Origin of the sequence: Mesorhizobium vachelliae, from assembly GCF_033977325.1 — a bacterium.
In the GTDB taxonomy this organism is placed as follows: domain Bacteria; phylum Pseudomonadota; class Alphaproteobacteria; order Rhizobiales; family Rhizobiaceae; genus Mesorhizobium; species Mesorhizobium vachelliae.
The window spans coordinates 15,282-37,869 of the sequence record NZ_JAVIIR010000027.1; the positions used below are offsets into that span (position 1 = coordinate 15,282).

Below are 22,588 nucleotides of genomic sequence, written 5' to 3' on the forward strand. Positions count from 1 at the left end.
GATGAGCCGAACGAAACCAGAGGCTCTTCTGAGGTTGATAGTAAGCTGGGATTTGGTGGCCGCAAATCCGGCTGTGGTACTAGACCGGACGGTGGCGTTCTAGGCTCGACGGGTTAATCCAAAAGTTGTAGTCTGAGACATGGGGCATCTGCGTAGATTGGTTTTGCGCCTGCAAGGTACGTCGTTAGCTCGCATGGCCTCCATGTTGGTGCTAATTGTTACTGTAATATTCGAAATATCAAACTTAGCTCTGGCTGAAACCGAAGCAACTTTTATTTCATCTATTCCGGCTATAATTGTCTCTGTATATCTGGTCGGACGTAACGCAGCAATCACCGCGACTTTTGTGACCGCCGCCGCCGGCCTTGGGGCAGCAAGAATTCTACGCGGTGAAGTTTCCGTGGAGGATTGGCTGCGGGCAATCTTCCTTCTTGTTTCTGGCTTTATGATTGCCTTCATGTTCCACCGCTTGCGGCAGGATCTAAGCGCGGCTTTGGAGATCGCCGAAGACAGATTAAGCGCTGTGGAAGCCACCGAAAGCCGCTTCCGTTCCGTGTTCGAGCGTGCGGCAATCGGCTTTGCAAACACCAATGACAAAGGCGAGCTTCTGCAATCCAACCGGCGCCTTTGTGAACTGACAGGCTACAGCGAAGCTGACCTTGCTCACTTTCCACTTGCGCGCCTTGTTCATCCCGATGATCGTGACAGCGTTGTTGAAGCGCTTGCCGATCAAGGCAAGTCCACGACGCCTTTTGATGTGGAAGTCCGGTTGTTGAGGAAGGACGGTTCCACATTCTGGGCTCGCCTGAACTTGTCATCGTACCGGTCCGATGGCCTCCTTTCGGAGAGCGCGATCGCCGTTGTGGATGACATCTCGGAGCGACGGACGGCGCGCGAAGCGATCCGGGTTCAGAAGGAAAGGCTCGATCTGGCGCTTTCGGCCGGTCGGTTGGGAACCTGGCAAATCGACCTCAAAAGCGGAATGGTCACCGGTTCTGATAAATTCTGGGAAATTCTTGGCCTGCCCCGCGCCAACGGTCGGCAAATGGAGGAACTGGCTGCCGTCGTTCATCCCGCGGACTGGCCAAAGCTTGCAGTTCCCAAGGAATCCGACCTGAGCACGAATTACGACGTTGAGATAAGAGTCCGACGGTCGGATGGATCGGTTCGTTGGGTCGTTCTGCGGGGGCGAGAGGAGCGCTATCATGATCAGCAATTGCTGATCGGAGTAGCAGCTGACCTGACCGAGCGTCGGCAGACCACGCTCCTACGCGCCACCGTAAGGAGACGGGAACGGATTTTGATCGAGCAACGCCACCGGTTCAGCAATCTTTTCTCGGTCGTCACGGCGCTGGTGAAAATGGTCGAGGTTCCAGGAGGCAATGTCGCAAAATTCAAGGATGATCTAGTTGATCGGATACGGGCGCTCGAGGTCACGCATACGATGATCTCGCGTCGCGCCGCCAGTTCGGTACCGCTACGAGACCTCGTGCTCCAGGAACTGTCACCCTACCTGGAAACGCGAAAGATAAAGACCGATGGCCCCGACGTCTTGATGTCGAGTGGTGCTGCCGAAACCTTCGGAATGATTGTTCACGAGCTTGCGACGAACTCCGTCAAGCATGGTGTGATCGGTGCTCCCCGGGGGCGCCTCGAGGTTAGATGGGCGTATGCATCGGATGAGGCGGAAAGCGATGACGTCGTGTTCGATTGGATCGAATCGGGAAGCCGCCGGAAGACCAAGAACATCGGCCATGGCATGGGGTCCATGATATTGGGCGTCAATACCGCGCCGCTTATTGGCCATTCTTCGAAGCTGGAGATATTTGACGGTGGCTTACGATATTCGCTGCGGTTGCCCCGTCGCGAAATCGAATCCTAATCAATGAACCTTGAGCGCAAGTTCTGGAGCGCGACGGCTGCTTCGGTGCGGTTGCGTACTCCCAACTCACGCATTACCGCGGCAGCGTGGATTTTTGTCGTTGCTTCAGAAATGTCCAGATCGCGGGCTATCTCCTTGTTTGAAAAGCCTTCGGCCATCAGCTTGAGCACGTCTCGCTGCCTTGAGGTCAATTTGCTGAGGCTGGTCGCTCCCATCCGCCGTTGGGTCCAGGCTCTTGCTGATGGGAGCGCGGGTGATGCCGGACCCCCGGAAGGTCGAGACAACAGCGCCGGAACATAGATGCGGCCTGCGAGTATCTCGCGCACTGCCGACACCACTTCTTGGTCCGTCTGAGATTTCACGATGTAGCCGTGCAGCCCGATCGACAGGGCCTTCAATATTTCCGATCGTGAATCGCTCCCGGAAACGATCGCAAAACGGGTGTCCGGATACGCGGACAAAATATCGCCGAGCACCTGCTGGTTGAACAGCCCCGGCATGTTCAGATCCAGCATGGCAAGATCGATATTGTCCTGCTGCGCCAGGACATTGACGACAGCATCGAAATATCCAGCTTCGAATATTTCCACTTCCGGAAGCTCAGCCTTAAGCGCCAAACTCAGGCCACGCCGATACAGACCGTGATCGTCTGCAATGACGATTCGATACATTTGCATTCCACCCCAACGCAGGCCCATGGACGAGCCTTGAAACGCTTATTCCGCCCTTAACGATCAATCGGGGATAGGCCTTGGCGGTGGCCACCCGCTCGTCGAACGCCTAGAAAATCCGCATACCTTTGCACGCCACATCGCTAATATAATCCTCTATGGCGGAAAAATCTCCTTGTTTTTTCAAGGACCATTCAATCGGCTGGAAATCGGACCGGCTCCGGCTTTGTCGGAGAGCTTTCTCTCCGATCAGGCGCGTCTGAGGCCAACTACGAAGGTTTCGATGTGATATCAGCTGTTTGATGGGGCGACAGGCAAATTTCCGGCAGCTGAATTCTCGGGTTCCACACCGGCGCCTCGGGTCTTTGAATGCATCGTGGCCAGGCAATTTTATAGACGCCGGCGCACACTCGTCCCCCGCGTGGCGAGCACATAGGTCAGCGTAGAAGTTGAAGCTGTCGAGGCGATGGACCGGTGCCATTCGATTGCACGACGACATCCCTCGACCGCTCACATACCGTTCCCCACAAGATGCTCGGACTGACGTGTAGCGCAGTTTCTCTCTGACCCATCATGGTCGAAAGCGACCGCCAACGCGTCTACTCCGGGCACCAACCATGGACATACCAATGAACTATGGAGGATCGGATGAAAGCGGTTATTCAATGCGGTGGAATGGGAACACGACTTCGTCCCTTCACGTCGGTTTTGCCGAAGCCCCTGATGCCAATTGGTGCCCGGCCCGTGCTCGAGCTGCTTCTCAAGTGGCTGCGACGCAATGGCATTGAAGAGGTCTACATCACGACCGGATATCTCGGCCATCTCATCCGCAGCGTGTGCGGTGACGGTTCGCAATGGAACCTGAAAATACGGTACACCCAGGAAATGGAGCCGCTGGGCACCATCGGGCCACTCTCGCTTATCCGAGATGAACTGACCGAGCCCTTTATCGTGCTTAACGGCGACGTTCTCACCGATCTGAGCCTCAGCAGGTTCACAGCTGCCCACCGCAAGCACAAAGATCCGGTCACTATCGCCACCGCCAACCGGCTCATCAAGATGGATTTCGGCGTCATCGACGAAGTCGACGATGCGGTACAGGTGTTCCGCGAGAAGCCTACGCTTTCTCATCTCGTCAGCATGGGCATCTACTGCATGAATCCCGATGTCCTGAAGTTCATTCCCTCTGGCATTCCATTCGGGTTTGACGACCTGATGCTGCAGATGATGCAGCAAGGCACGGTCGTCCACGTCTACAAGCACGAAGGGCTTTGGCTCGACATCGGTCGCGTCGATGATTTCCAGAATGCTCAGGCCATTTCCTGGGAAGAACAGTCGGCTTCGATTGAAGTCGCGGCAGCGGCTGCCTGACAGATCGCCGTTCTCGAGAACCCCAAACAGAATGATAATTCGGGAGTGAGGTCATCATGCTCTTGGTAAGTGCCCCGATCTTGGGTATTCCGGAGAAGGCTGCTCTGGCGAAGGTCATTGACAGCAGCTGGCTGACCATGGGCGAGCAGGTTCGCTTGTTCGAAGAGTCTTTTGCCCGCATGCACGGTGCGGACGATTGCGTCGCAGTGAGTTCCTGCACCGCGGCTCTTCATCTCATTTTGCACGCACTTGGTATCGGCCCAGGCGACGAGGTGCTGGTCCCGTCGCTGACTTTCGTGGCAACCGCGAACTCAGTGCTCTATGTCGGCGCGACCCCTGTCTTTGTCGACATCGAGTCAGCCGACTTGCCGCTGATGTCGCTTGCGGAAGCCGAAGCTCGCTGCACGCCGCGCACCAAGGCAATAATCCTCGTGCATTTCGCCGGATATCTGGCCAACCGAGAACAATGGCAAAGGTTTGCCCGTAGTCGGGGACTGCACATCATCGAGGACGCAGCGCATGCTCCCGGCTTGAGGGAAGTTGGGACCTTTGGCGTTGCTGCAGCCTTCAGTTTCTACGGCAACAAGAACATGACAACCGCCGAGGGCGGCGCCGTGATCGCCCAAGACCCCGAGCTGCTCGGGAAGATCCGCCAGGCGCGCGGGCATGGGATGACCACTGGCACGCACCAGCGGCTGAACAGCCGCACGCCGCAGTATGACGTCACCATGCTCGGGTTCAACTATCGCATGGACGAGATGCGGGCCGCGGTCGGTCTCGTCCAGTTGGCGAACCTGCACGAATGGAACGAAGTAAGGCGCATCCTCGTCGTCCTTTATCGACGGCTCCTCGCAGCACGCTGCCCGGCAATAACCATTCCATTCAGCGAAGCGCGGAGATCCGCGTACCACATTATGCCGATACTTTTGCCGCGATACGCGGACCGGCAAGACGTTATCGACGAACTGCGCAACCAGGGGATCCAAACCACGATCCACTATCCCCCGGTACACCGGATGACGTTGTACCGCGAGCTTTCTCCCGGGACCCATTTGCCGCGAACTGAGGACTTTGCTCAGCGGGAACTGACGATCCCACTTCACCCACAGATGACCTCCGCGGTGGTCGAGGCGGTTGTGGAAGCTCTGGCCACCGCGGTGAACAGCTGCGCTCAAGCGGGAACCGCCGCATGAACGCGACAGATCAATCCCTTCACCGACACTTCGTTGCGGCCTCGGATCACGGGTTCGCACGGCGTTTGATCGACGTTTCCGTTGCAATCTTTGCCGCGGTTCTGTTCTCGCCGCTAATGCTGCTGATCGCGGTCTGCCTTCTGGCCGAAGGCGGTAGCCCTGTCTTGTTCGCGCAGACCCGCCTGGGTGCCGGGGCTCGACCCTTTCGAATGTACAAGTTCCGGAAGTTCGACGTGCGGTGCGACCCCCATGGCCTCGCGTTGACGGTCGCCGGCGACAAACGCATGACAACGATTGGGCGGGTGCTCGCCGCGACAAAGTTCGATGAGCTGCCGCAATTGTGGAATGTGATCATAGGCGACATGGCAATCATCGGGCCGCGGCCGGAGAGCCTGGCGTTCGCGGATTGCTTCCATGGCGGCGCCGAAGCTGTTTTGCGCTACAAGCCCGGCTTGCTCGGTCCGAGCCAGGTTCTGTTCCGGAACGAGGCGAGTTTCTATCCAAAATCCACGGATCCGTTGACGTACTATCGTGAGACCCTGTTTCCTGCCAAGGCCAGGCTCGACCTTTCCTATTATCCGCAGCGGACTCTCGTGGCTGACGTCGTTTGGATGGTCCGTGGTTTTCTGGCCGTTGTCGGCCGGGTACCGCCGTCGCCGATCAAGATCTAAGCCCGTTCAGGACTGACGCTCCGGTGAGCCTCACCGTTGGAGTTGGAATGCCAAGAGGACGATTGGTCATGGACTACAAAGCCAAAAAAGTGCTGGTCACGGGCGCTGATGGATTTATCGGATCGCACCTCACCGAGGCACTGGTCCGCAGTGGAGCGGATGTCACAGCATTGGCGCTCTACAATTCGTTCGACAGCCACGGTTGGCTTGACGATTTGCCGGACAACATTCGTAGCCACATGAAATTCGTGCGTGGCGACGTGCGCGACAGTGCGTTCCTCAACAGGATCATGCGCGGTCAAGCCGTGGTTTTCCATCTGGCTGCTCTGATCGCGATTCCATATTCGTACGCGGCGGCCCAGTCATATGTGGAAACCAACGTCCTGGGCACGATGAATGTTCTCGAGGCTGCAAGGCAGTGGGACACGGAACGCGTCGTGCACACCTCGACCAGCGAGGTCTACGGCACAGCGCTGACCATGCCTATCAAAGAATCGCATCCGCTGCAGGGCCAGTCGCCATATTCTGCGTCCAAGATCGGGGCCGACATGATGGCGGAAGCCTACGCCAGGTCCTTTGACGTTCCCGTCGTAACTCTGCGGCCATTCAACACCTACGGCCCACGCCAGAGCGAGCGGGCGATAGTGCCGACCATAATCAGGCAGGCCCTCGACAAAAACTGTTCGGCCATCATGGTCGGGGATACGAGCCCTATCCGCGATCTGACCTTTGTCGAAGACACGGCCGCGGCATTCCTGACCGCAGGCGTCGCGGAACTCAAATTCGGCCATGCCTACAATGCCGGAAGCCAGCGCGCCGCCACGATCGCGGAAGTCCTGGATCTGGTGGTCGAGTTGAGCGGATCGAAGAAACCTGTCCATCGAGATGAAAGCCGCTTGCGCCCGCAGAATTCCGAGGTCCGCGCGCTGCTGGCGGACTCGACCGAATTCGAAACCCAGACCGGGTGGCGAGCTCGTACCAATCTGCGAGATGGATTGGAGCGCACCATATCATGGTGGAGAGGGCGCCTGAGCGAAGGTCGGGTGCGCCGGGAAATGGGCTACATGACATGACCTGCGGTCGCCGACATGCGTTGGCGTTGCCATTGATTTTCGCCGTTGCGTGCCTTGATCCGCATGCTGCCGCAAGCCAGGCGAACAATACGTCAACGCGGTTTGTTGCGACGCCGGCGATGGAGCTGCCCGACTATCTGCGCCCTACGGTCGATCCCGTATTTGGGGAAACGTTCACACGGATCACAAAACCCGGGCCGCTTGGAAATCGGGTCGCGTGCGTAAAAGACTATTGCAGCCATCGTTATTCCAGCGCCCAAGCCTGGAATGCGGACCAGAGCCTTCTCGTCATAACCAACGGCTGCAATGGGATGTGCTTTCTCGACGGGCACACATACGCTCCGCTGCTGAAGCGCGATCGATCGGGTGAATGTGAATGGCATCCCAAGAATGCGGATCTGATGATCTGCGTTCAGGGCCAGCGCGTATCGACCTGGGCACCACGGACCGATCGCGAGGACGTGCTGTTCGATTCAAAAGACTATCACGATCTGCACTTCGGGCCGGGCAAGGGCAACCCAAGCCGTGACGGAAGCCGCATAGCGGTGCGCGCGCTTCGCGCAGACGGTGCCGAGGTTGTGTTTGCGTATGATCTCAACCTGCGACGCAAGTATGTGGATATCGCGCTTGGGCAACTTCCCGGCGACAATGACAATTGTTCGATTTCCCCGCTTGGCGAAAATATTCTCTGCATCCAGGAATTGGCAAACGGCACCGAACAGGCGGTTATCTTTTCGATCGACGGCGCTCTGCGCCAGCAATGGACACAGCATCATCGGCCCGGGCATGGCGACATGACGGTCGACGCCGATGGGAGCGAGGTCTATGTCGGCATCAGCAAGTCCGATCCGGACAGGTTTCAGGTGATCAAGCGCCGGCTGTCCGACGGGAAAGTGACTTCGCTTATGAAATACGGCGAGGCTTCGCATGCTTCGTTGCGCGCGTTGGGCAAGCCCGGTTGGGTGTTCCTGAGCTATGGCGGCAACCCGGATGAGGTGTCGGCCCGTTCTGAAATGGCTCCTTATGCGCGAGAGGTTGTTGCACTGCGCCTCGATGGCAGCGGAGAGGTCCGGCGCATAGCGCAAACGCGAAGCATCGATTTTGACTACCGAAGCGAGACCCACGCCTCGCCATCCCCCGATGGCACGCAGGTGATCTGGTCCAGCAACTGGGGTGTGCCCGGCGGATTTGTTTATGACTTCGTCACCCTTGTCGACTGGTCGGAAGGGCCAAAGTCGAACTGAATGGAGATCCACTATGGCATTCGCGAAGCGAAACATTCTTGCAGCGCTTGGTATGCTGGCCGCGGTAGATAGTGCGCTCGCGGCGGACACGGCTTACAAACTCTCGCCTGGCGACATCGTCGAGATTGGGATCTCCTCGATACCGGAACGAACGCAACGTGCTGTGATCCAGATGGACGGTACGATCGCGCTTCCCGAAGTCGGGCTGATATCAATCGGCGGCCTGACGCCTGCCGAACTGCAGGCCCGCGTGCAAACGATCTTGCCCACAAAGATATTTCATCAGCGTCTACCCGATGGGCGAGAGCAGATGATCATTGTCAAACCTGACGATGTGACCGCCACAGTCGCGGAATATCGTCCGATCTACGTGACCGGTGACGTGCTCACCCCCGGCCAGCAGGCATATCGGCCCCTCATGACCGTGAGACAGGCGATTGCCGTGTCTGGCGGTCTCAGCCTTTTGCGGTCACGCGCAAGTCAGACTGGTCCCGATCCGGTTGATCTGCAGCGCGACTATGAATCGCTCTGGGGGGAATACACCCGAGACTATTTCCATAGTGCTCGCATTCGCGCTGAACTCCAGGATCAGCCAAGTTTCGATAGCACGCCTCCCCAAGGGTCGCCATTGTCTGCCGCCTTCAGCGCGGCCATTGCCAAGGCTGAAGCAGAATCGCTGAAGATTTCTCTCGATAACTTCCAGCAGGAGCAAAGCTACGTCGATCAGGGTGCAAAAGATGCCGCTGCGCAGATCGACGTTCTAACCAAGCGCCAGCAGGTCGAGAGCGATGGGGTCAAGGCGGACGAAGACGATCTGGCTCGGGTGACGAAATTGTTTCAGGCGGGCAATCTGACCAACGCCAGGCTCTCTGACGTCAGGCGATCCGCGCTACTCTCTTCCAATGGCGCGCTTCAGACCTCGGTCGAGCTCATGCGGACGCGACGCCAGCAGGAAGATTATCTCAGGCAACGCGAGCGCAACGAAAACATGCGAAAGATCGGTCTGCTGACCGAATTGAAGGACACTGACGTGCGCCTTGCGGACACTACCGCAAGGCTCCATGCCGCCAGCCAGAAATTACAGCCAGCTGGCGCATCCGCTCTGCCGTTGCCGCTCAGCGGAGAAGCCATCGAGGCCCAGATCACCATCGTGCGCAAGATTGGTGAAGAATGGCGCAAGCAATCCGTCGAAGAAGATTCAGAGGTGCGTCCAGGAGATACGATCGAGGTGAGGTTCGGCAGCAATCCCGGACGTTTAGCGAGCCAGTAGGGCATTAAACCCGCGGGGGGCCGCTTTTTGCGGTCCCCGCTATTGTTTGAAGGCCCGGGAAATCTGATCGGTAAATGGCTTGAGCAAATACGACCAGACACTGCGCTCGTTGGTGCTTATGTGAACTTCGGCAGGCATGCCTGGCTTGAGGATTTTCTCACCTTTCAGGCAAGTGGCCTGATTGTCGACGTGGATGCGAGCCGAAAAATAGGAAAGCTGGCGTTCCTGATCCTTGATCAAATCTGCAGAGATGCGCTTGACCGAGCCCTCACAGACAGGTGTCGTTCCGACGTCGAAAGAGGGAAAGCGAATTGATACCCGCTGCCCCGGCTGGACATCATCCATCCGGGTTGGCGGAATGAGCGCATCCACGACAAGGTTGTCGGTATCGGGCACGACCACCATGAGCACCTCTCCCGGTCCAATTACGCCTCCAACGGTGTGGATAGAGGATTCTTGTACCGTCCCGGTCTGGGGAGATCGGATATCTGTCCTTGCGAGCTCGTCATCGGCCACTATCTTGCGCTCTTCGAGCTCGGTGCGCTTCGCTTCATTCTCGCGAAGCTCGCTTGTCACATCGGTGCGCATCTGCTCGCCGAGCTGAAGCACCTGCAAGTCCGTTTCACTGATGTGGGCTTGCACCTCGGCGATTGCTGCAACGAGCCGCCCTGACTCGCCGCGAGCACGAGCCTCTTCCAGGCTGACATTGCTCAGTCGCTCTTTGGACACCAATTTCCTGGAGTAAAGAGACTGTACGTCGGCTAGGCTGTGGCTAAGGAGGTCCAAGGAGTCATTCGTCGCGGCAAGCTGGGCCTTAAGGCCATCGATCTGGTGCCCAAGCTGCATCGAGCGGCTTTGCAATTGCGCTTTCTGGCCAGCCAAAGCCGTGGCCCGGCTTTCGAACAAGGCACGTTCTCCGTTGACGAGAGCAGCCACCCGCGGATCGCTCATCTTCGCACGCAGATTGGGTGGAACCTGCATTTCCGGTAGCCCCTGCCGCTCGGCTTCGAGCCTGGCCAGTCGGATGGTGACCCGGTCAAGATCTTCACTGACGATTTGCAGGTTTGAGCGTGTGAGCGTGTCGTCAAGCCTGGCCAGAACAGCGCCAGCGCGCACATGATCACCATCCTGTGCGAAGATCCCACCGATGGTCCCGCCAGTCCGGTGTTGAACTTTCTTTACGCTGCTTTCGACCACAACGGTCGCCGGCGCGATCACAGCCCCGGCGATCTTGGTCATTCCCAACCACATCCCGCCGCTGACGATCAGAAGGGCGGTGGTTGCCAGGCCCAGAAGCAGATTGGATCGGATGCCATCCGGATCATTGGCCAGCCTCGTTCCGAGCCAATGGCTCGCGCCGTCGGCACGGGCATAGGAAATGGTTGCGTCAGACACTGAATAAGACCTCAAGAATGGCCGGCAGCATTTTTTTGCAGCGGAACGACTGCTGGCTGGGGGAAGGGTCGCACGACATTTGCGAGAACATCTTCTCGCGGGCCAAATGCGTGGACCATCCCGTTCGACATGACGAGCACCTGGTCAATGTTGACCAGGGCAGACGGGCGATGCGCGACGACGATCACGATGCCGCCACGCTGACGTACCGCCAGGATCGCGCCCGCCAACGCAATATCGCCGTCTGAATCCAAGTTGGAATTTGGTTCGTCGAGCACGACAAGAAACGGATCGCCATAAAGTGCCCTGGCCAGGCCGACCAACTGCCTCTGCCCAGCCGACAAGGCCGTCCCGCCGTCGCCGATACGTGTTTGAAACCCTTGCGGCAATCGCATGATCATCTTGTCGACGCCCGCCGCTCGAGCGGCTGCCATGACGCCTTTCGGATCGCTCTGGCCGCCAAATCTCGAAATGTTGTCGGCAACCGTTCCGTCGAACAATTCGACGTCCTGCGGCAAATAGCCGATATGAGCACCGAGCAGTTCCGGACTCCACTGATCGAGAGCAGCCTCGTCCAACCGAACGGTTCCCCGAATTGGCTTCCATACACCGACCAGGGCACGCACCAGTGTTGTCTTCCCCGAACCGCTGGGGCCGACGATTGCCATCCCCGCGCCGCTCGCCAGGCGAAAGCTTACATTTAGAACCGTTGGCCGCTGTGTGCCTGGGGGGGCTATCGTCAATTCCTCGACGGAGAGCTGCCCCTGAGGATGGGGAAGCTCCATAGGAGCGCTTTGGCTGCCGAAGGCATCCAGCGCCGCCGTCAAGTCGGAATAGCTTCGGCGCGCGGCCAGAAATCCTCTCCAGTTTGCCATCGCGGCGTCGATCGGCGCCAAAGAGCGGCCGAGCAATATGGAAGATGCGATGATGATGCCCGGGGAAGCCTCCCCTCCGATCACGAGATAAGCGCCCAGCCCCAGCACACTTGACTGCAAGGCCATCCTGAGTGTCTTCGACAATGATCCAGTTCCGCCGACGATGTCGGAGAGACGCTCCTGGTTCTTGAGATACGCATGGCTGACTTCTGTCCAGCGTCGGCCAAGCCTGGCGGAGAGACCCATCGCCTGAACGACTTCCGCGTTGCGGCGGCCGGCGTCGGCAAGAACGCGTTGGGCGACAAGTGTTTCAGAAGTTTGGGCTGCGGGTCCGCGGCCAACAATTTCCGCGACCACGGTCAAAAGTACGACAACAGCGGCGCCGACGGTTGCCAGTAGTCCAAGGGAAGGGTGCAACAGGTAGATGACCACCATATAAAATGGCATCCATGGGGCGTCGAAAAACACGGTCGGCCCCAGGCCGGAGAGAAAGCCGCGCAGTTGGTCCAGGTCGCGAAGCGGCTGCACCCGGTTCGCGTCCTGCCCGGCGATTAAGGGTACCGAGAGCGATATGGCGAAGGCCTTCTGCTGCAGATTTCTGTAAAGGCGATTGCCTATTCGAACCAGCAGGCGAAGCCGCACAAAATCGAGTAGCCCGTATACGGCATAGAGACCCAGCATGCCGATCGTAAATCCGACGAGCGTCGGAACGCTCTGCGAGGGAAGCACACGGTCATACACCTGCAGCATGTAGACGGAGCCGGTGAGGGCCAGAATGTTTATCACTGCCGAAAAGAGACCGATGCCAAGCAATCCATGCCAGCAACCCGACAGTGCCGAAGCGAAATGTTGCGTGTGGGATTTCTTCACGACGTGCCAATCTCCCATTGAGATTGTCGCACGAGTTCTCGGGCTCTGTGAGAGTAGGACACGATCTTCCCTTTCGCTGTGACCCGCCCACCCCGAACATTACGCCAAGCTAACATTCGTCAAATTTTATCAAAATGCAGCAAAATCGTGACGCTGGGACGCTAAATCGTGAATCAACCCGACAAACTGGGGATAACCCACCCCCCGAAAGCCAACGTTTACCCGACCATGTGAAGGACGAGGGGCTCGCCCGTGTCGAGATCACATTTCGATGTCCGTTGGATTAGGAAAGTGAGCCGATCGGACATTCCGCGCGTGATCAATCCGCGCTCTTCATATGCGCGACGACGACCCGGCCCTCGCCGGCTTCGTTCGAGATCGCGCCAATATTCTCGTAGGCCTTCGAGCGGTCGAGTAGACCCATGACCTGTCGATCCTGGCCAAGGCCGACCTCGAAGAGCAGGATGCCGCCGGGGCGCAGATAATGCTGCGCGTCTTTTATCACCCGCATATGGATGCTCAGACCATAAGGACCAGCCGCAAAGGCTTCACGCGGCTCAAGCTCGGTCAAGTGGGAGCGGTCGCCCTCGAGCCGCTTTTCCGAAATATATGGTGGGTTGCAGACGATCATGTCGATCGTGCCAGCCAGTTCCAGGCCCGAGAAAGCTTCGAACAAGTCCCCTTGATGCACCGTAATGCGACCGGCCAATCCATGAAAGGCTACATTGCGACGTGATACGTCGACGCACCCATCCGTCAAGTCGCTCGCCCAGATTCGAGCCGCGGGGGCATAGTGCGCTATGGCGCACGCCAGATTGCCGGCGCCGCAGCACATGTCGACAATGCGAGGCTCAGAGATCCTCAACTGGTCCAGGGCATCGAGGGCGGTTGCGCCCAGCAATTCAGTCTCGGGTCGCGGTACGAGCGCGCCAGGTCCCACGAGCAATTCCAGCCCCATGAAGCTGGTATGCCCTTTGTGGTAAGCATCCTCGACGCTGATTTCCCGGCTCACGACAAACCCACTTTCCCAACGGTCTCGTTCCGGAGACCGCTGCGATCAGTTCTTCTTTCGGATGACGTATTGAGCAATTCCGTGGACGGAATCGAGGTTCTCCGGCAACAACTCGCTGTCTTCGACGATGATGCCGAATGTTTCTTCGATGAAGCCGATAACCTCGAGCACTCCTGTGGAGTCGACAATACCCTGATCGAGCAGAGATGCGTCGTTTTGGAGGGATTCGGCGTCGGCGACGTAGAAATTCGAGGCAAGGAAACCCCGAATCTGCTCGCTATAAATATCAATAGGGTCTTTTCTGGACAACATCTGTTCTCTCCAGTTAGTGCAGTGACTTGTAATAAATGTCCTATTGAGAGGTTATCTCAGGACAAAGCCGTTTTCTTCAGTTTCCCCGTGTCTGTCATCGGCAGGCTGTTTACGATCACGATGGATTTTGGGACCATGAAGTTTTCCAGCCGCTTCTGACATTCCTTCTGCAATTGCTTCTCGTCGGCGGATCTCCCTTGCTCCATCACGACAAACGCCTTCACGGCTTGCCCAAGAAGTTCGTCCGGCACGCCGATCACGGCCGCTTCCCGCACCCCCGGAATGCCGATGAGCGCGTTCTCAACCTCCTTGGGCGCGACCTTCTCGCCCCGGGATTTGATGATCTCGTCACCGCGGCCTACGAAGTAGAGGTAGCCTTCCGCATCCATCCGGCAGTAGTCGCCGGTGTAGAGGACCTGTTCGCCCGGCAAAGGACCGGGTCTGAGCTTTCTCGCGGTCGCCTCAGGCTTGCCCCAGTAGCCCTTCATCACCGTCGCGCCCCGGATGACGAGCTGGCCGACGACGTCGGGCCCGACCCGCTTGTCGTCCTCGTCGACGATCCACATTTCCGTGTTCGGGATGGCTATCCCGACACTCAACGGCTTTCGCTCGAGATCCTCCGGCGGCAGGTAGGTGCAACGCTTGCACTCCGTGAGCCCGTACATTGAATAGATGCGCGCGCCGGGAAACAGGTCCTGGAGCATGAGAATATGTTTCAGGGGCAGGGCGGCGGCTGTATTCGTGACATAGCGAATGCTCGAAAAATCCTGGTCCTTCAGCGATTTAAGCTCCGAGAGCGCGGCAAAAATGGTAGGCACGCCGGGGAAACCCGTCACCCGCTCCTGCTTGACCAGTCCAAGGATCTGCGCGGGGAACGCGAACGAGCGTTCAAGCACCAGACGGGCGCCGGTGCGGAACGCCATGATCATCTGGTACAGGCCGTAATCGAATGCCAACGGCAGGACATTGAGGATCACTTCGTCTTCGCGGAGCTCGAGGTACGACGCGATCGAGCTGCAAGCCGCCATCATGTTCCTGTGCGTCAGCATCACGCCCTTGGGCTCGCCGGTGGAACCCGACGTGTAGATTATGGCGGCGAGATCGATGTCGATGCATCTGCGCGCCGGTGCCGCACTGTTGCCGGCGACCGCAACATCCCAGCGCACCGCATGGGGCAGTTGCATCAACTCGGCGTCATCCACGGGTCCGGAGACAATCATCCGGCGCAGGGAGGGGCAGTTGCGGGCCGGCTCGCTGAAGACCGAAGTCAGATGGTTGTCCGTTATCAGCGCGGTCGGCAGACAATCGTTGAGCAGGTAATGAAGCTTGTCGCTTTTGGTCAGCGGATTGACGATGCACACCACGGCGTTCGCTTTGAGCACGGCCCAGAAGCTGACGACCGTTTCGACCGTGTTGTCCGCGAAGATCATCACGCGATCGCCGCGCGCCACCCCGGCGTCTGCGAGATGTCGGGCAATGCTGTTGGCTCTCGCCTCGATCTCGGCATAGGTGAGGCGTTGCCCGCCGCAGACCAGCGCCACCTTGTCGCCCAGTCGGTCGGCCGAGTATCTGAGATAGTCGTGCAGCAGCGGTATCGCGCCATGCATCATGCCAACACCTCTTCCCTGACCTCGTAATCAACATCGACGCTGAGCGGGATCTTCCGGGTGCCGCTAGGGCGGCTCGCGATAAACTGCTGGTGAAGAAGTTGCGTCGACAGCACGCCGACCAGCGCCATGTTGTCGGAATTGGAAAGATCCTGGTCCGTGGCTCTGGCTTGACACTTGCCCAGCAGGCGCGCGACTGACTCAGGGTCGAAGACGTTCGCCTCGCGCAATGCTCTTTGCGAAAGTGCCTCGCGCACATAGGCCGGTGCATTGTCAGTGACGAAGCATTGAGCGTTCGGCGCCCTGTAGGGCTGTTTCTTGCGGGCAATGACTTCCGGCGGCAGCATCGGCTCGGCCACTCGCTTCAGCACGTGCTTCTCATCCAGAACGCGCAACTTGTATTTGGCCGGAAGCGAGTTCGCGAGTTTTACGACGTCATCGTCGAGGAACGGGAAGCGCCCTTCGACAGAGTTACCCATCAGCATGCGGTCTCCCTGCGAGGAGAGCAGATAGCCCGACATCAAGGTCTGGATTTCGATGTACTGGTCCTGCGCGAGCGAGCCCCAGCCCGAGAATTCGGCCGGCAAGCGGGCGAGGAACTCCGCGACCGCGCTGTGCGGCTCCGTCCTGGCTTTCATATCGGCGGAAAACAACCGCTTGAGAGCGCTGGTGGTGCGCCAGCGCGTGTCATGCGCGAAGCCTGGCGCATCATGGTCCTGGATATCGTGCCCGAAGAACTGGCGTGCCATCGCCTGCTGATGCACCGGGGAACGAGTGAGATAGGGGTACAGGCGCTCCAGCAATCGGGCGCGTCTCGTCGAGGATGGTTGATGCCCCCAGAAGCGGCGGACCTTACCCTCCCGGAACAGGTCGTAGCCGGCGAACATCTCATCCGCGCCTTCACCCGTCAGCACGACCTTGATTCCGTGCTCCCGCACCAATCTTGAAAGCAGAAGAAGTGGCGCCGGCGCGGTCCGCAGGATCGGACGTTCGGTTTGGTGGATCACCTCTGGAAAGACGGCGGCGATGTCGCTGCGAGAAACCACCACCTCGTGGTGCTCGCTGCCGGTCGTGCCTGCCACCAACCGCTGGTAGCGTGTCTCGTCATATTCAGCATCGGCAAACCGCAGCGAAAAGGTCTGGAAGCGGTTGCCCGCGATGCGGCTTGCCATCATGGCGACAAGGGAGCTGTCGAGTCCGCCGGACAGGTAGCAGCCAACAGGCACATCGGCCTGCTCGATGCGCAGCGCCGTCGCCGCTTGCAGGGTCTCGCGCACTTTGTCGACGGCGTCATCGAGCGATCCGCCAAATTCGTGCCTGTCGTCGAACGCCTCGGGATAGCTGGGTTTCCAGAAAGCCTGCTCACGAACGGTTCCGCTTTCATAGACGCGAAGGTGTCCGGGCTTGAGTTCCTGAATTCCTTTGAACACGCTCTGCGGCGGGACCACTGTCCAAAGCGTGAAGGTCTGGTCAATGCCGGCTGGATCGAAGGCTCGCGGCAAAGCCGCGTCGGCTGCGAAAATCGCCTTCACTTCGCTGGAAAAATAGAGGCGCCCGGCGTGCTCGCAAAAATGCAGGGGGCATATGCCGAACCGATCGCGCGATAGCACCAGGCGGCCAGCAAGCGAATCCCAGATCGCGATTGCCCATTGCCCGTTCATGCGCTCAAAAGCGGAGCTGCCCCATTCGCGATATGCATGAACCACCACTTCGGTGTCGCTGTGGGTGTGGAAGCGATGGCCGAGCGCGACCAGCTTTTCGCGAAGCTGGACGTAGTTGAAAATCTCGCCGTTGAAGACAATCCAGGTCTTGCCGTCCGTGTCCGCAAGCGGCTGTTGCCCACTCGAAAGGTCGACAATGGAGAGGCGAGCATGGGCCAGCCCCGCGCGATTGTCGCGGTAGAGGCCGTGTTCGTCCGGACCGCGATGCACGAGCGATCCCGCCATGCGAAGGAGCGCCTCGCGCGAAGGCCGCGCCGCGGTAGCGTCCAATGCCACGATTCCGGCTATGCCGCACACGCTCAGGCCTCGTCCATCTGGACAGCAGGCAGGGGTCTCGCATGAAGATAACGCGCTGCGCGCCGCTTGCTTTCAATGTCCTTGAAGACTTTCTGAACCTCGTCAGGAGTGAGGCCGGCTACAGCTGCGACCTCGTTGGCGGAAATGCGGTGGTTCAGGCCAAAGAGACACAGGTCCGTCAGGTGATATGGCAATGCGAAATAGAATTCCTCCTGGCTCTGCGCCATGGAGAACGTGTCCGTGGTCGGTGGCCTGCGCCGAATCTCGGCGTCTATCCCGAGATGTTCCGCCAATTGGTAGACCTGCGTCTTGTAGAGATGAACGATCGGCAAGACATCGGCGATTCCGTCGCCCTGTTTGACGAAAAAGCCTTGGTCGTGTTCCAGCCGGTTTGGCGTGCCTGCGACCGCGTAGTTGAGACGGTCCGCGTGGTAGTACTCCGTCATCTTTCGCACGCGTTGCTTGTAGTTGGTGGCGGCGACGATCTGCAGATAGGTTGCTGGCGGCAGTCTGACGGTGTCGACTTTGCCGTCCGGATCCTCCACCGTCAGCCTGGTGATGTTGATGCCGTTGCTTTCTAGAACCGACGTCATCACCAGCTTGCATTTCCAACCTTCACCATAGGCGGGAATGACGGTCCGGATCGCCTCGATCTGACGTGAATAGGCGCCTATGCCCTCCAGGGCCGGCGTGATGTCTTCAACGATCGAGTCGATACCAAGCTGCGATGCAACCACTCGCCCAAGCCGCAGCGAGTCGCCGGAAGAATGAGATTCCGGCATGAATATGCCGAGCACCTTGTCTTTCCCGAACGCGCCGACGCAGAGAGCTGCGACAACGGAACTGTCGATGCCTCCAGAGAGGCCGACAACGACGCCTCGGCGCCGGAGTGTGCCAAAGACCTGTTGGCGCAAGGCTTCTACGATGCGGTCGACCTCAACACGAGCATCGAGCATCAGGGCGTCCTTGCCGAACCCGGAGATCACGTCGATGACCGTTCCTCCTTCTGGCGCGATTCTTCTGGCAGATAAGTTCGGGCCACGGCCGCCTCGATGAGCGGACGGTTCGTATCGACGTTAGGTTCTGAGACCATGTCGATGTGGCTGCCGACGATTGGAATCACATCGAGATCCGCGAACGCGCCGTCCCACCCGATGGCTCGAGGCATTCCAGGACGGGCGCAGCGGAACAAGGTGCCCGTAATCGGGAGTTTGGGCCTTGGCATCTGCAGCCATTGGAAGAAAGCTTTCGCTCTCAGCACTTCCTGGAGCTCCAGCTTTGCCCTGAAGCTCGTAGCGTTGAACTTCTCCTGGGCGTAGCGATCGAGCATGGCGGCCAGTTGCATCTCGTAGCCCCACCTCACAGTGACCTTGGCAAGGGCGCGGCAGGCCATGCGGTAGGCGGTGATGCGATTGGATCGAATTCGATGATATGTGCGAATGATGGTCTCTCGGTAGGTGCTCCGCTCACCGAGCAGGCTTGTGTCGAGGATGCCCAGAAATTTCACGCTTCGCCCGGCAGCCGACAGCCTTGAAGCAACTTCAAAAGCAACGACGCCGCCAAGCGAATGACCGAGAAGTCGTACGTTACCTTCAGGCTGGGCGCGGCGTATCTGTTCGAGCGCGGCCTCGGCCATATCTCCGACCGAGTTTTTCCCCTGCAGTATCATTGCCAGGGCAGGATATCTGATCGGGACGACCCGGGCGGTTCTGCCCATGGAGGCCGCGAAGGCGGCAAGGCTGGGACCATAGCCGACGGATCCGGGTAGCAGAAAGAGAATTGGCAAATGCTCTTTGCGCGGGCTGGCCTGTTCGTTGCCTGCTTTCGCGGCCGCGACGGCTTTCACCATTTCCTCGAAATTCATTCCCACGGTGAAAGGTTCAAGGTCGATCTCCAGGCCGAGGACGCTTTCGATCTCCATGACGCAATGCAGCAGCTTCAGCGAATCGCCGCCGGCGTCATCCCAACGTCCCGCGGCAACGCGCGTGTTCAGGATTTTGGTCCAGGCACGTTGCACGATCTGCTGGATAGTCTGCTCGTGTCCCGTATTCGGAGCCTGGACAATGCGGTCCTGCCTGGCGCTCTCGCCGTCCAGTTCGGCGAGCCTCGTCACGTCGACCTTCCCGCCCGGCAGGCGTGGGATCTCGGCAATCGCATGCAGTCTCAGTGGGCATAGGGGCGGCGGCAAAGTCGTCCGGGCAAGATGGCGAAGATCGTCCGCGAAGTTGGAAGTGGCCGGCCCGCGAGGCACGGCGAAGGCGATGAGTTCCGTGGACGCCGTCACAATCGCCACGGCGTCCTCGACGGAAGGCGCGCCAAGCAAAACCCGCTCCAGCTCGGCGGGTTCAACGCGTCGGCCATTGATTTTTATCTGGCGTCCCTTGCGACCCATGATCTGTAGCAGGCCATGGTTGTCCAGTTGAACGAGGTCACCCGTTTCAAAGATGCGGTTGGACGGGTTTTCGGGATCCGCGGCCACCGGCATGACGCCGCCGCTTTCCCAATAGCCCAGCAACACATACGGACTTTTTATGACAAGCTCTCCAGTCTCGCCGGGCGGGACCGAGTGTCCTTCCTCGTCGACAATCGCGAACCTAATCCCTGGAAGGAGCCATCCAACGGGAACCGAGGCACCTTGCTCCGGCCAATCGGTCGGTACAAACCATTGTGATCCCGTGGTCTCGGTTGACGAGTAGCCGATCTGGACCAGGCAGTTGCTTGAAACGGCGTCGCGTAGCAGCTTTATGTCAGCCCACGACACCTTTTCGCCGCCGATCCGAGCCACCCTGAGACTGCGGAATGCGTCTTCTGATTTATTCGCCATAAGCGCGCGCAGGAGAGCCGGCACCAGGTAGGTGACAGTTACTCCCTCGGCTTGCATCCGGTGTAAGACCGCGCGCAAGCCTACGGCTTCGACCTCGAGAAGATGCAACGTGGCGCCGGTAAGGAGAGCGGTGAGCACCTCTCGACAGCCAGCGATGGTGGCCGGTCCGGTGAGAGGCAGGAACACGTCCTGCGCGTTGATGTGACAGGCGTTTACATATTGCTGAACGCGCCACAGAAGGCTGCGCTGACTGTTGACGATGCCTTTTGGCCGACCCGTGCTGCCTGACGTGTAGAGAACGATCGCGGGCGCATCGACGGACACCGCATGGAGTTGGGGAACGCGATTGCCCTTCGGTTCGCCGCGGGGGGAGACATTTATCCAGCCGACGACTCGTGGCAGGCCTGTGGGCCGTACATCTCCATCCCCTATGACAGTCGATAACCGCGCCTCGGACACGATCGCATTGATCCTGGTATCCGGATCCCTCGTGTTGAGGGGCACCATAGGTCGCCCTGCGGCCATGCTTGCCAGCATCGCCAACGGGAAGAAGGCCGTATTGGCAAGAAGGATACCGACGGCGCCATCGGGAGGAGTGATGGCGAGGATGCGGTTAGCCAGTATTTCGACAGCCGAGACGAGCTCTGAATAGGTGAAGCGGTTGGCTCCGTCGGTTATCGCCAGTTTTCCGGGATATTGACGGGCCACAATTCTCAAATGATCGACGACGGCAACATCGGCATAATCGGCGTCCATCCGCTGATAGGGGCGCAGGACAGGGCCGCCTTGGTCGAGCGCGTATTCAGGAACATTCGCCCATTCGCAATATGCCGATTGAGAATCCGCCCGCGGATGCTCAATTGCGAGTTCCGATCCGGAGTAGGCTGGTGACATGACAGGCTCACGCTATGGATAGCGTCAGTTATCGCCGTCCGCCCAAACCATTTCATCGATCATTCTGATGATGCTTGCGGCGCCGGAAGTGTACATCGAGAATTTTCTTCCACCTCATGGCCGCGAGCCATCAGACTTGAAGAACAAGTTATACGGCACTGAGAGCTGATGCCGCGGCGCGGGCCGGGGCAGCTTTGCATTCCGAATGGCTCGTCTGGCGCCTCGGTCTCGTTGCCAAGAGGCACGTCGCGCTAGGCGACTCAAGCACACGAGATCCGCCGGGAAGATATTGAAGATAGCTACAGCGTGCAGCGGTCCTTCGGACGAAATTGGAATATGCCGGCGTTGCCGCAACAGACCCGATCATCCGCAATGTGAAGAGCTTCACCTAGCCAGGCATTTGGTTGCGCTATGGTCTGGGGGAGAGTCGCACGGTTTGGGGGACACGGCCCGGGGAAGCGGCTGGCGGCGGCTAGCCGCCGGACCTCGCCAGCGAGGCCTTCACAATCTCACCAGCCAACGAACATATCCGTGCGGGCCAATTGTGGGCGAAACATGCGAACGAACACGCCGGTGTCTAAATTTTGCGACGACGGAACCTGCTTCCCTGTCTGTGCTTCGGGCTGACAGGTGTGCAAGGAAGCGTGGAGATGTTGGCGGAAGCCCGGCTGTCGAAAAATCACTTCACGCTATCGCGGGCGTGTCACTTGGAACGAGGAAGCCGCCTTCCAGCAAGTCCAGAGCGTCCACTGCCTCTTCAACCTGCAGATGGATCAAAGGAACTCCGTCCACGGACAAAACTTTTTGGTCGCCTACATCGTAGACTTCCCAAAGCCTGTCACTTCCCCGTCGGATGGCGTGCCGTCGTTCCATGCGCGGACAATAGGGGCCGTAAGCGGGTTTGAACAGGGAACGATTCCGGCGGCGCCAAATTATAGTGGGGATAAACATGTCGAATTTGATTGCACTTCATCATGCATGCAACCCTGGAATGGTTTTGCAGTGAGTGAACGGGGCCTGAAATTCCTCCAGGAATGGATGGATAGCAACCTGCCGCATCATTCATCAACCGATACAACTTTGGCGCAAGAGCTTGCGAGGCGATTAACCAGCGACGCAAAGAAAGCTGGAATACGATCGGAAGAGATTTCCGAGGAGGTTGGTAGCATCTTCTCAACGATGCTCGAGGCGCTTGGGAGCAGTGATATCGAGCCTGATTGAGGTCAGGACGCGGGGTGCAGGGCCGAAGAAAGGCTCTGTCGGTCATGTTGAGATAAGATATTCACTCGGCGCCCTCACGCCGCCATCCTGCCGATCGAGAAATATTCGATGCCGTAGCGGGCGATCACCTTGGGGTCGTAGAGGTTGCGGCCGTCGAAGATGACCGGCGTCGCCAGCGCGTCCTT

17 protein-coding genes are annotated in these 22,588 nt (G+C 58.8%); 8 read left to right on the top strand and 9 right to left on the bottom strand.

What is annotated here, in order from left to right; translation table 11 throughout:
• The first annotated feature begins 193 nt into the window (after positions 1-193).
• The gene (locus RFM41_RS32090) at positions 194-1,882 is read left to right on the top strand and encodes a PAS domain S-box protein (RefSeq protein WP_320319338.1); all 1,689 of its coding nucleotides are present in this window, start codon (positions 194-196) and stop codon (positions 1,880-1,882) included.
• Here the strand turns inward: RFM41_RS32090 and RFM41_RS32095 are convergent.
• Positions 1,879-2,553, bottom strand: a complete 675-nt coding sequence (locus RFM41_RS32095) for a LuxR C-terminal-related transcriptional regulator (protein ID WP_320251412.1) — start codon at positions 2,551-2,553, stop codon at positions 1,879-1,881. The genes RFM41_RS32090 and RFM41_RS32095 overlap by 4 nt on opposite strands.
• A 648-nt stretch (positions 2,554-3,201) precedes the next feature.
• Between RFM41_RS32095 and RFM41_RS32100 the strand changes: the two genes are divergently transcribed.
• From RFM41_RS32100 to RFM41_RS32125, 6 genes are all read left to right on the top strand, one after another.
• Positions 3,202-3,924, top strand: a complete 723-nt coding sequence (locus tag RFM41_RS32100; protein WP_320251411.1) for a nucleotidyltransferase family protein — start codon at positions 3,202-3,204, stop codon at positions 3,922-3,924.
• 56 nt (positions 3,925-3,980) lie between these two features.
• Positions 3,981-5,117, top strand: a complete 1,137-nt coding sequence (locus tag RFM41_RS32105; RefSeq protein WP_320251409.1) for a DegT/DnrJ/EryC1/StrS family aminotransferase — start codon at positions 3,981-3,983, stop codon at positions 5,115-5,117.
• On the top strand, positions 5,114-5,788 hold the full coding sequence (locus tag RFM41_RS32110) for a sugar transferase (RefSeq protein WP_320251407.1): 675 nt from the start codon (positions 5,114-5,116) through the stop codon (positions 5,786-5,788). Before RFM41_RS32105 ends, RFM41_RS32110 begins: the two co-directional genes overlap by 4 nt.
• Before the next feature lie 68 nt (positions 5,789-5,856).
• A complete protein-coding gene (locus tag RFM41_RS32115; protein WP_320251406.1) occupies positions 5,857-6,861 on the top strand; it encodes an SDR family NAD(P)-dependent oxidoreductase in 1,005 nt (334 codons plus the stop codon).
• Positions 6,858-8,105: a hypothetical protein gene (locus tag RFM41_RS32120; RefSeq protein WP_320251404.1), complete on the top strand. Its 1,248-nt coding sequence runs from the start codon at positions 6,858-6,860 to the stop codon at positions 8,103-8,105. Before RFM41_RS32115 ends, RFM41_RS32120 begins: the two co-directional genes overlap by 4 nt.
• A gap of 13 nt (positions 8,106-8,118) precedes the next feature.
• Positions 8,119-9,375, top strand: coding sequence for a polysaccharide biosynthesis/export family protein (locus RFM41_RS32125; RefSeq protein WP_320251402.1), 1,257 nt, complete (start codon positions 8,119-8,121; stop codon positions 9,373-9,375).
• A 39-nt stretch (positions 9,376-9,414) separates the two neighbouring features.
• On the opposite strand, the gene RFM41_RS32130 is transcribed toward RFM41_RS32125, so the two are convergent.
• From RFM41_RS32130 to RFM41_RS32165, 8 genes are all read right to left on the bottom strand, one after another.
• Positions 9,415-10,770, bottom strand: a complete 1,356-nt coding sequence (locus tag RFM41_RS32130; RefSeq protein ID WP_320251400.1) for an HlyD family type I secretion periplasmic adaptor subunit — start codon at positions 10,768-10,770, stop codon at positions 9,415-9,417.
• A gap of 11 nt (positions 10,771-10,781) precedes the next feature.
• Positions 10,782-12,533, bottom strand: a complete 1,752-nt coding sequence (locus RFM41_RS32135; RefSeq protein ID WP_430691552.1) for a type I secretion system permease/ATPase — start codon at positions 12,531-12,533, stop codon at positions 10,782-10,784.
• Positions 12,534-12,834: 301 nt separating this feature from the next.
• Positions 12,835-13,527 carry a N5-glutamine methyltransferase family protein gene (locus tag RFM41_RS32140; RefSeq protein WP_320251396.1) on the bottom strand — a complete coding sequence of 231 codons (693 nt, stop codon included), beginning with the start codon at positions 13,525-13,527 and terminating at the stop codon, positions 12,835-12,837.
• Between the two features lie 45 nt (positions 13,528-13,572).
• Entirely contained in the window at positions 13,573-13,839 is a 267-nt protein-coding gene (locus tag RFM41_RS32145; protein WP_320251395.1) for an acyl carrier protein, read from the bottom strand.
• 56 nt (positions 13,840-13,895) lie between these two features.
• Complete coding sequence (locus RFM41_RS32150) at positions 13,896-15,449, bottom strand: class I adenylate-forming enzyme family protein (RefSeq protein ID WP_320251394.1); 1,554 nt, start codon at positions 15,447-15,449, stop codon at positions 13,896-13,898.
• Complete coding sequence (asnB, locus tag RFM41_RS32155) at positions 15,446-17,464, bottom strand: asparagine synthase (glutamine-hydrolyzing) (RefSeq protein WP_320251393.1); 2,019 nt, start codon at positions 17,462-17,464, stop codon at positions 15,446-15,448. The genes RFM41_RS32150 and asnB overlap by 4 nt, the downstream gene beginning before the upstream one ends.
• Before the next feature lie 2 nt (positions 17,465-17,466).
• The gene (gene nadE / locus RFM41_RS32160) at positions 17,467-18,450 is read right to left on the bottom strand and encodes an NAD(+) synthase (protein ID WP_320251391.1); all 984 of its coding nucleotides are present in this window, start codon (positions 18,448-18,450) and stop codon (positions 17,467-17,469) included.
• Entirely contained in the window at positions 18,447-21,182 is a 2,736-nt protein-coding gene (locus RFM41_RS32165) for an AMP-binding protein (protein ID WP_320251389.1), read from the bottom strand. Before RFM41_RS32165 ends, nadE begins: the two co-directional genes overlap by 4 nt.
• An 804-nt stretch (positions 21,183-21,986) precedes the next feature.
• Between RFM41_RS32165 and RFM41_RS32170 the strand changes: the two genes are divergently transcribed.
• On the top strand, positions 21,987-22,403 hold the full coding sequence (locus RFM41_RS32170; RefSeq protein ID WP_320251387.1) for a DUF768 domain-containing protein: 417 nt from the start codon (positions 21,987-21,989) through the stop codon (positions 22,401-22,403).
• Positions 22,404-22,588 lie beyond the last annotated feature (185 nt).

Bases quoted from the DNA above. Each gene is read 5' to 3' on its own strand.
- RFM41_RS32100 (WP_320251411.1), top strand. From the start codon at position 3,202: ATGAAAGCGGTTATTCAATGCGGTGGAATGGGAACACGACTTCGTCCC.
- RFM41_RS32090 (WP_320319338.1), top strand. From the start codon at position 194: ATGGCCTCCATGTTGGTGCTAATTGTTACTGTAATATTCGAAATATCA.
- RFM41_RS32095 (WP_320251412.1), bottom strand. From the start codon at position 2,553: ATGTATCGAATCGTCATTGCAGACGATCACGGTCTGTATCGGCGTGGC.
- RFM41_RS32150 (WP_320251394.1), bottom strand. From the start codon at position 15,449: ATGATGCATGGCGCGATACCGCTGCTGCACGACTATCTCAGATACTCG.
- RFM41_RS32165 (WP_320251389.1), bottom strand. From the start codon at position 21,182: ATGTCACCAGCCTACTCCGGATCGGAACTCGCAATTGAGCATCCGCGG.
- RFM41_RS32145 (WP_320251395.1), bottom strand. From the start codon at position 13,839: ATGTTGTCCAGAAAAGACCCTATTGATATTTATAGCGAGCAGATTCGG.
- RFM41_RS32135 (WP_430691552.1), bottom strand. From the start codon at position 12,533: ATGGGAGATTGGCACGTCGTGAAGAAATCCCACACGCAACATTTCGCT.
- RFM41_RS32110 (WP_320251407.1), top strand. From the start codon at position 5,114: ATGAACGCGACAGATCAATCCCTTCACCGACACTTCGTTGCGGCCTCG.
- RFM41_RS32115 (WP_320251406.1), top strand. From the start codon at position 5,857: ATGGACTACAAAGCCAAAAAAGTGCTGGTCACGGGCGCTGATGGATTT.
- RFM41_RS32120 (WP_320251404.1), top strand. From the start codon at position 6,858: ATGACCTGCGGTCGCCGACATGCGTTGGCGTTGCCATTGATTTTCGCC.
- RFM41_RS32125 (WP_320251402.1), top strand. From the start codon at position 8,119: ATGGCATTCGCGAAGCGAAACATTCTTGCAGCGCTTGGTATGCTGGCC.
- RFM41_RS32105 (WP_320251409.1), top strand. From the start codon at position 3,981: ATGCTCTTGGTAAGTGCCCCGATCTTGGGTATTCCGGAGAAGGCTGCT.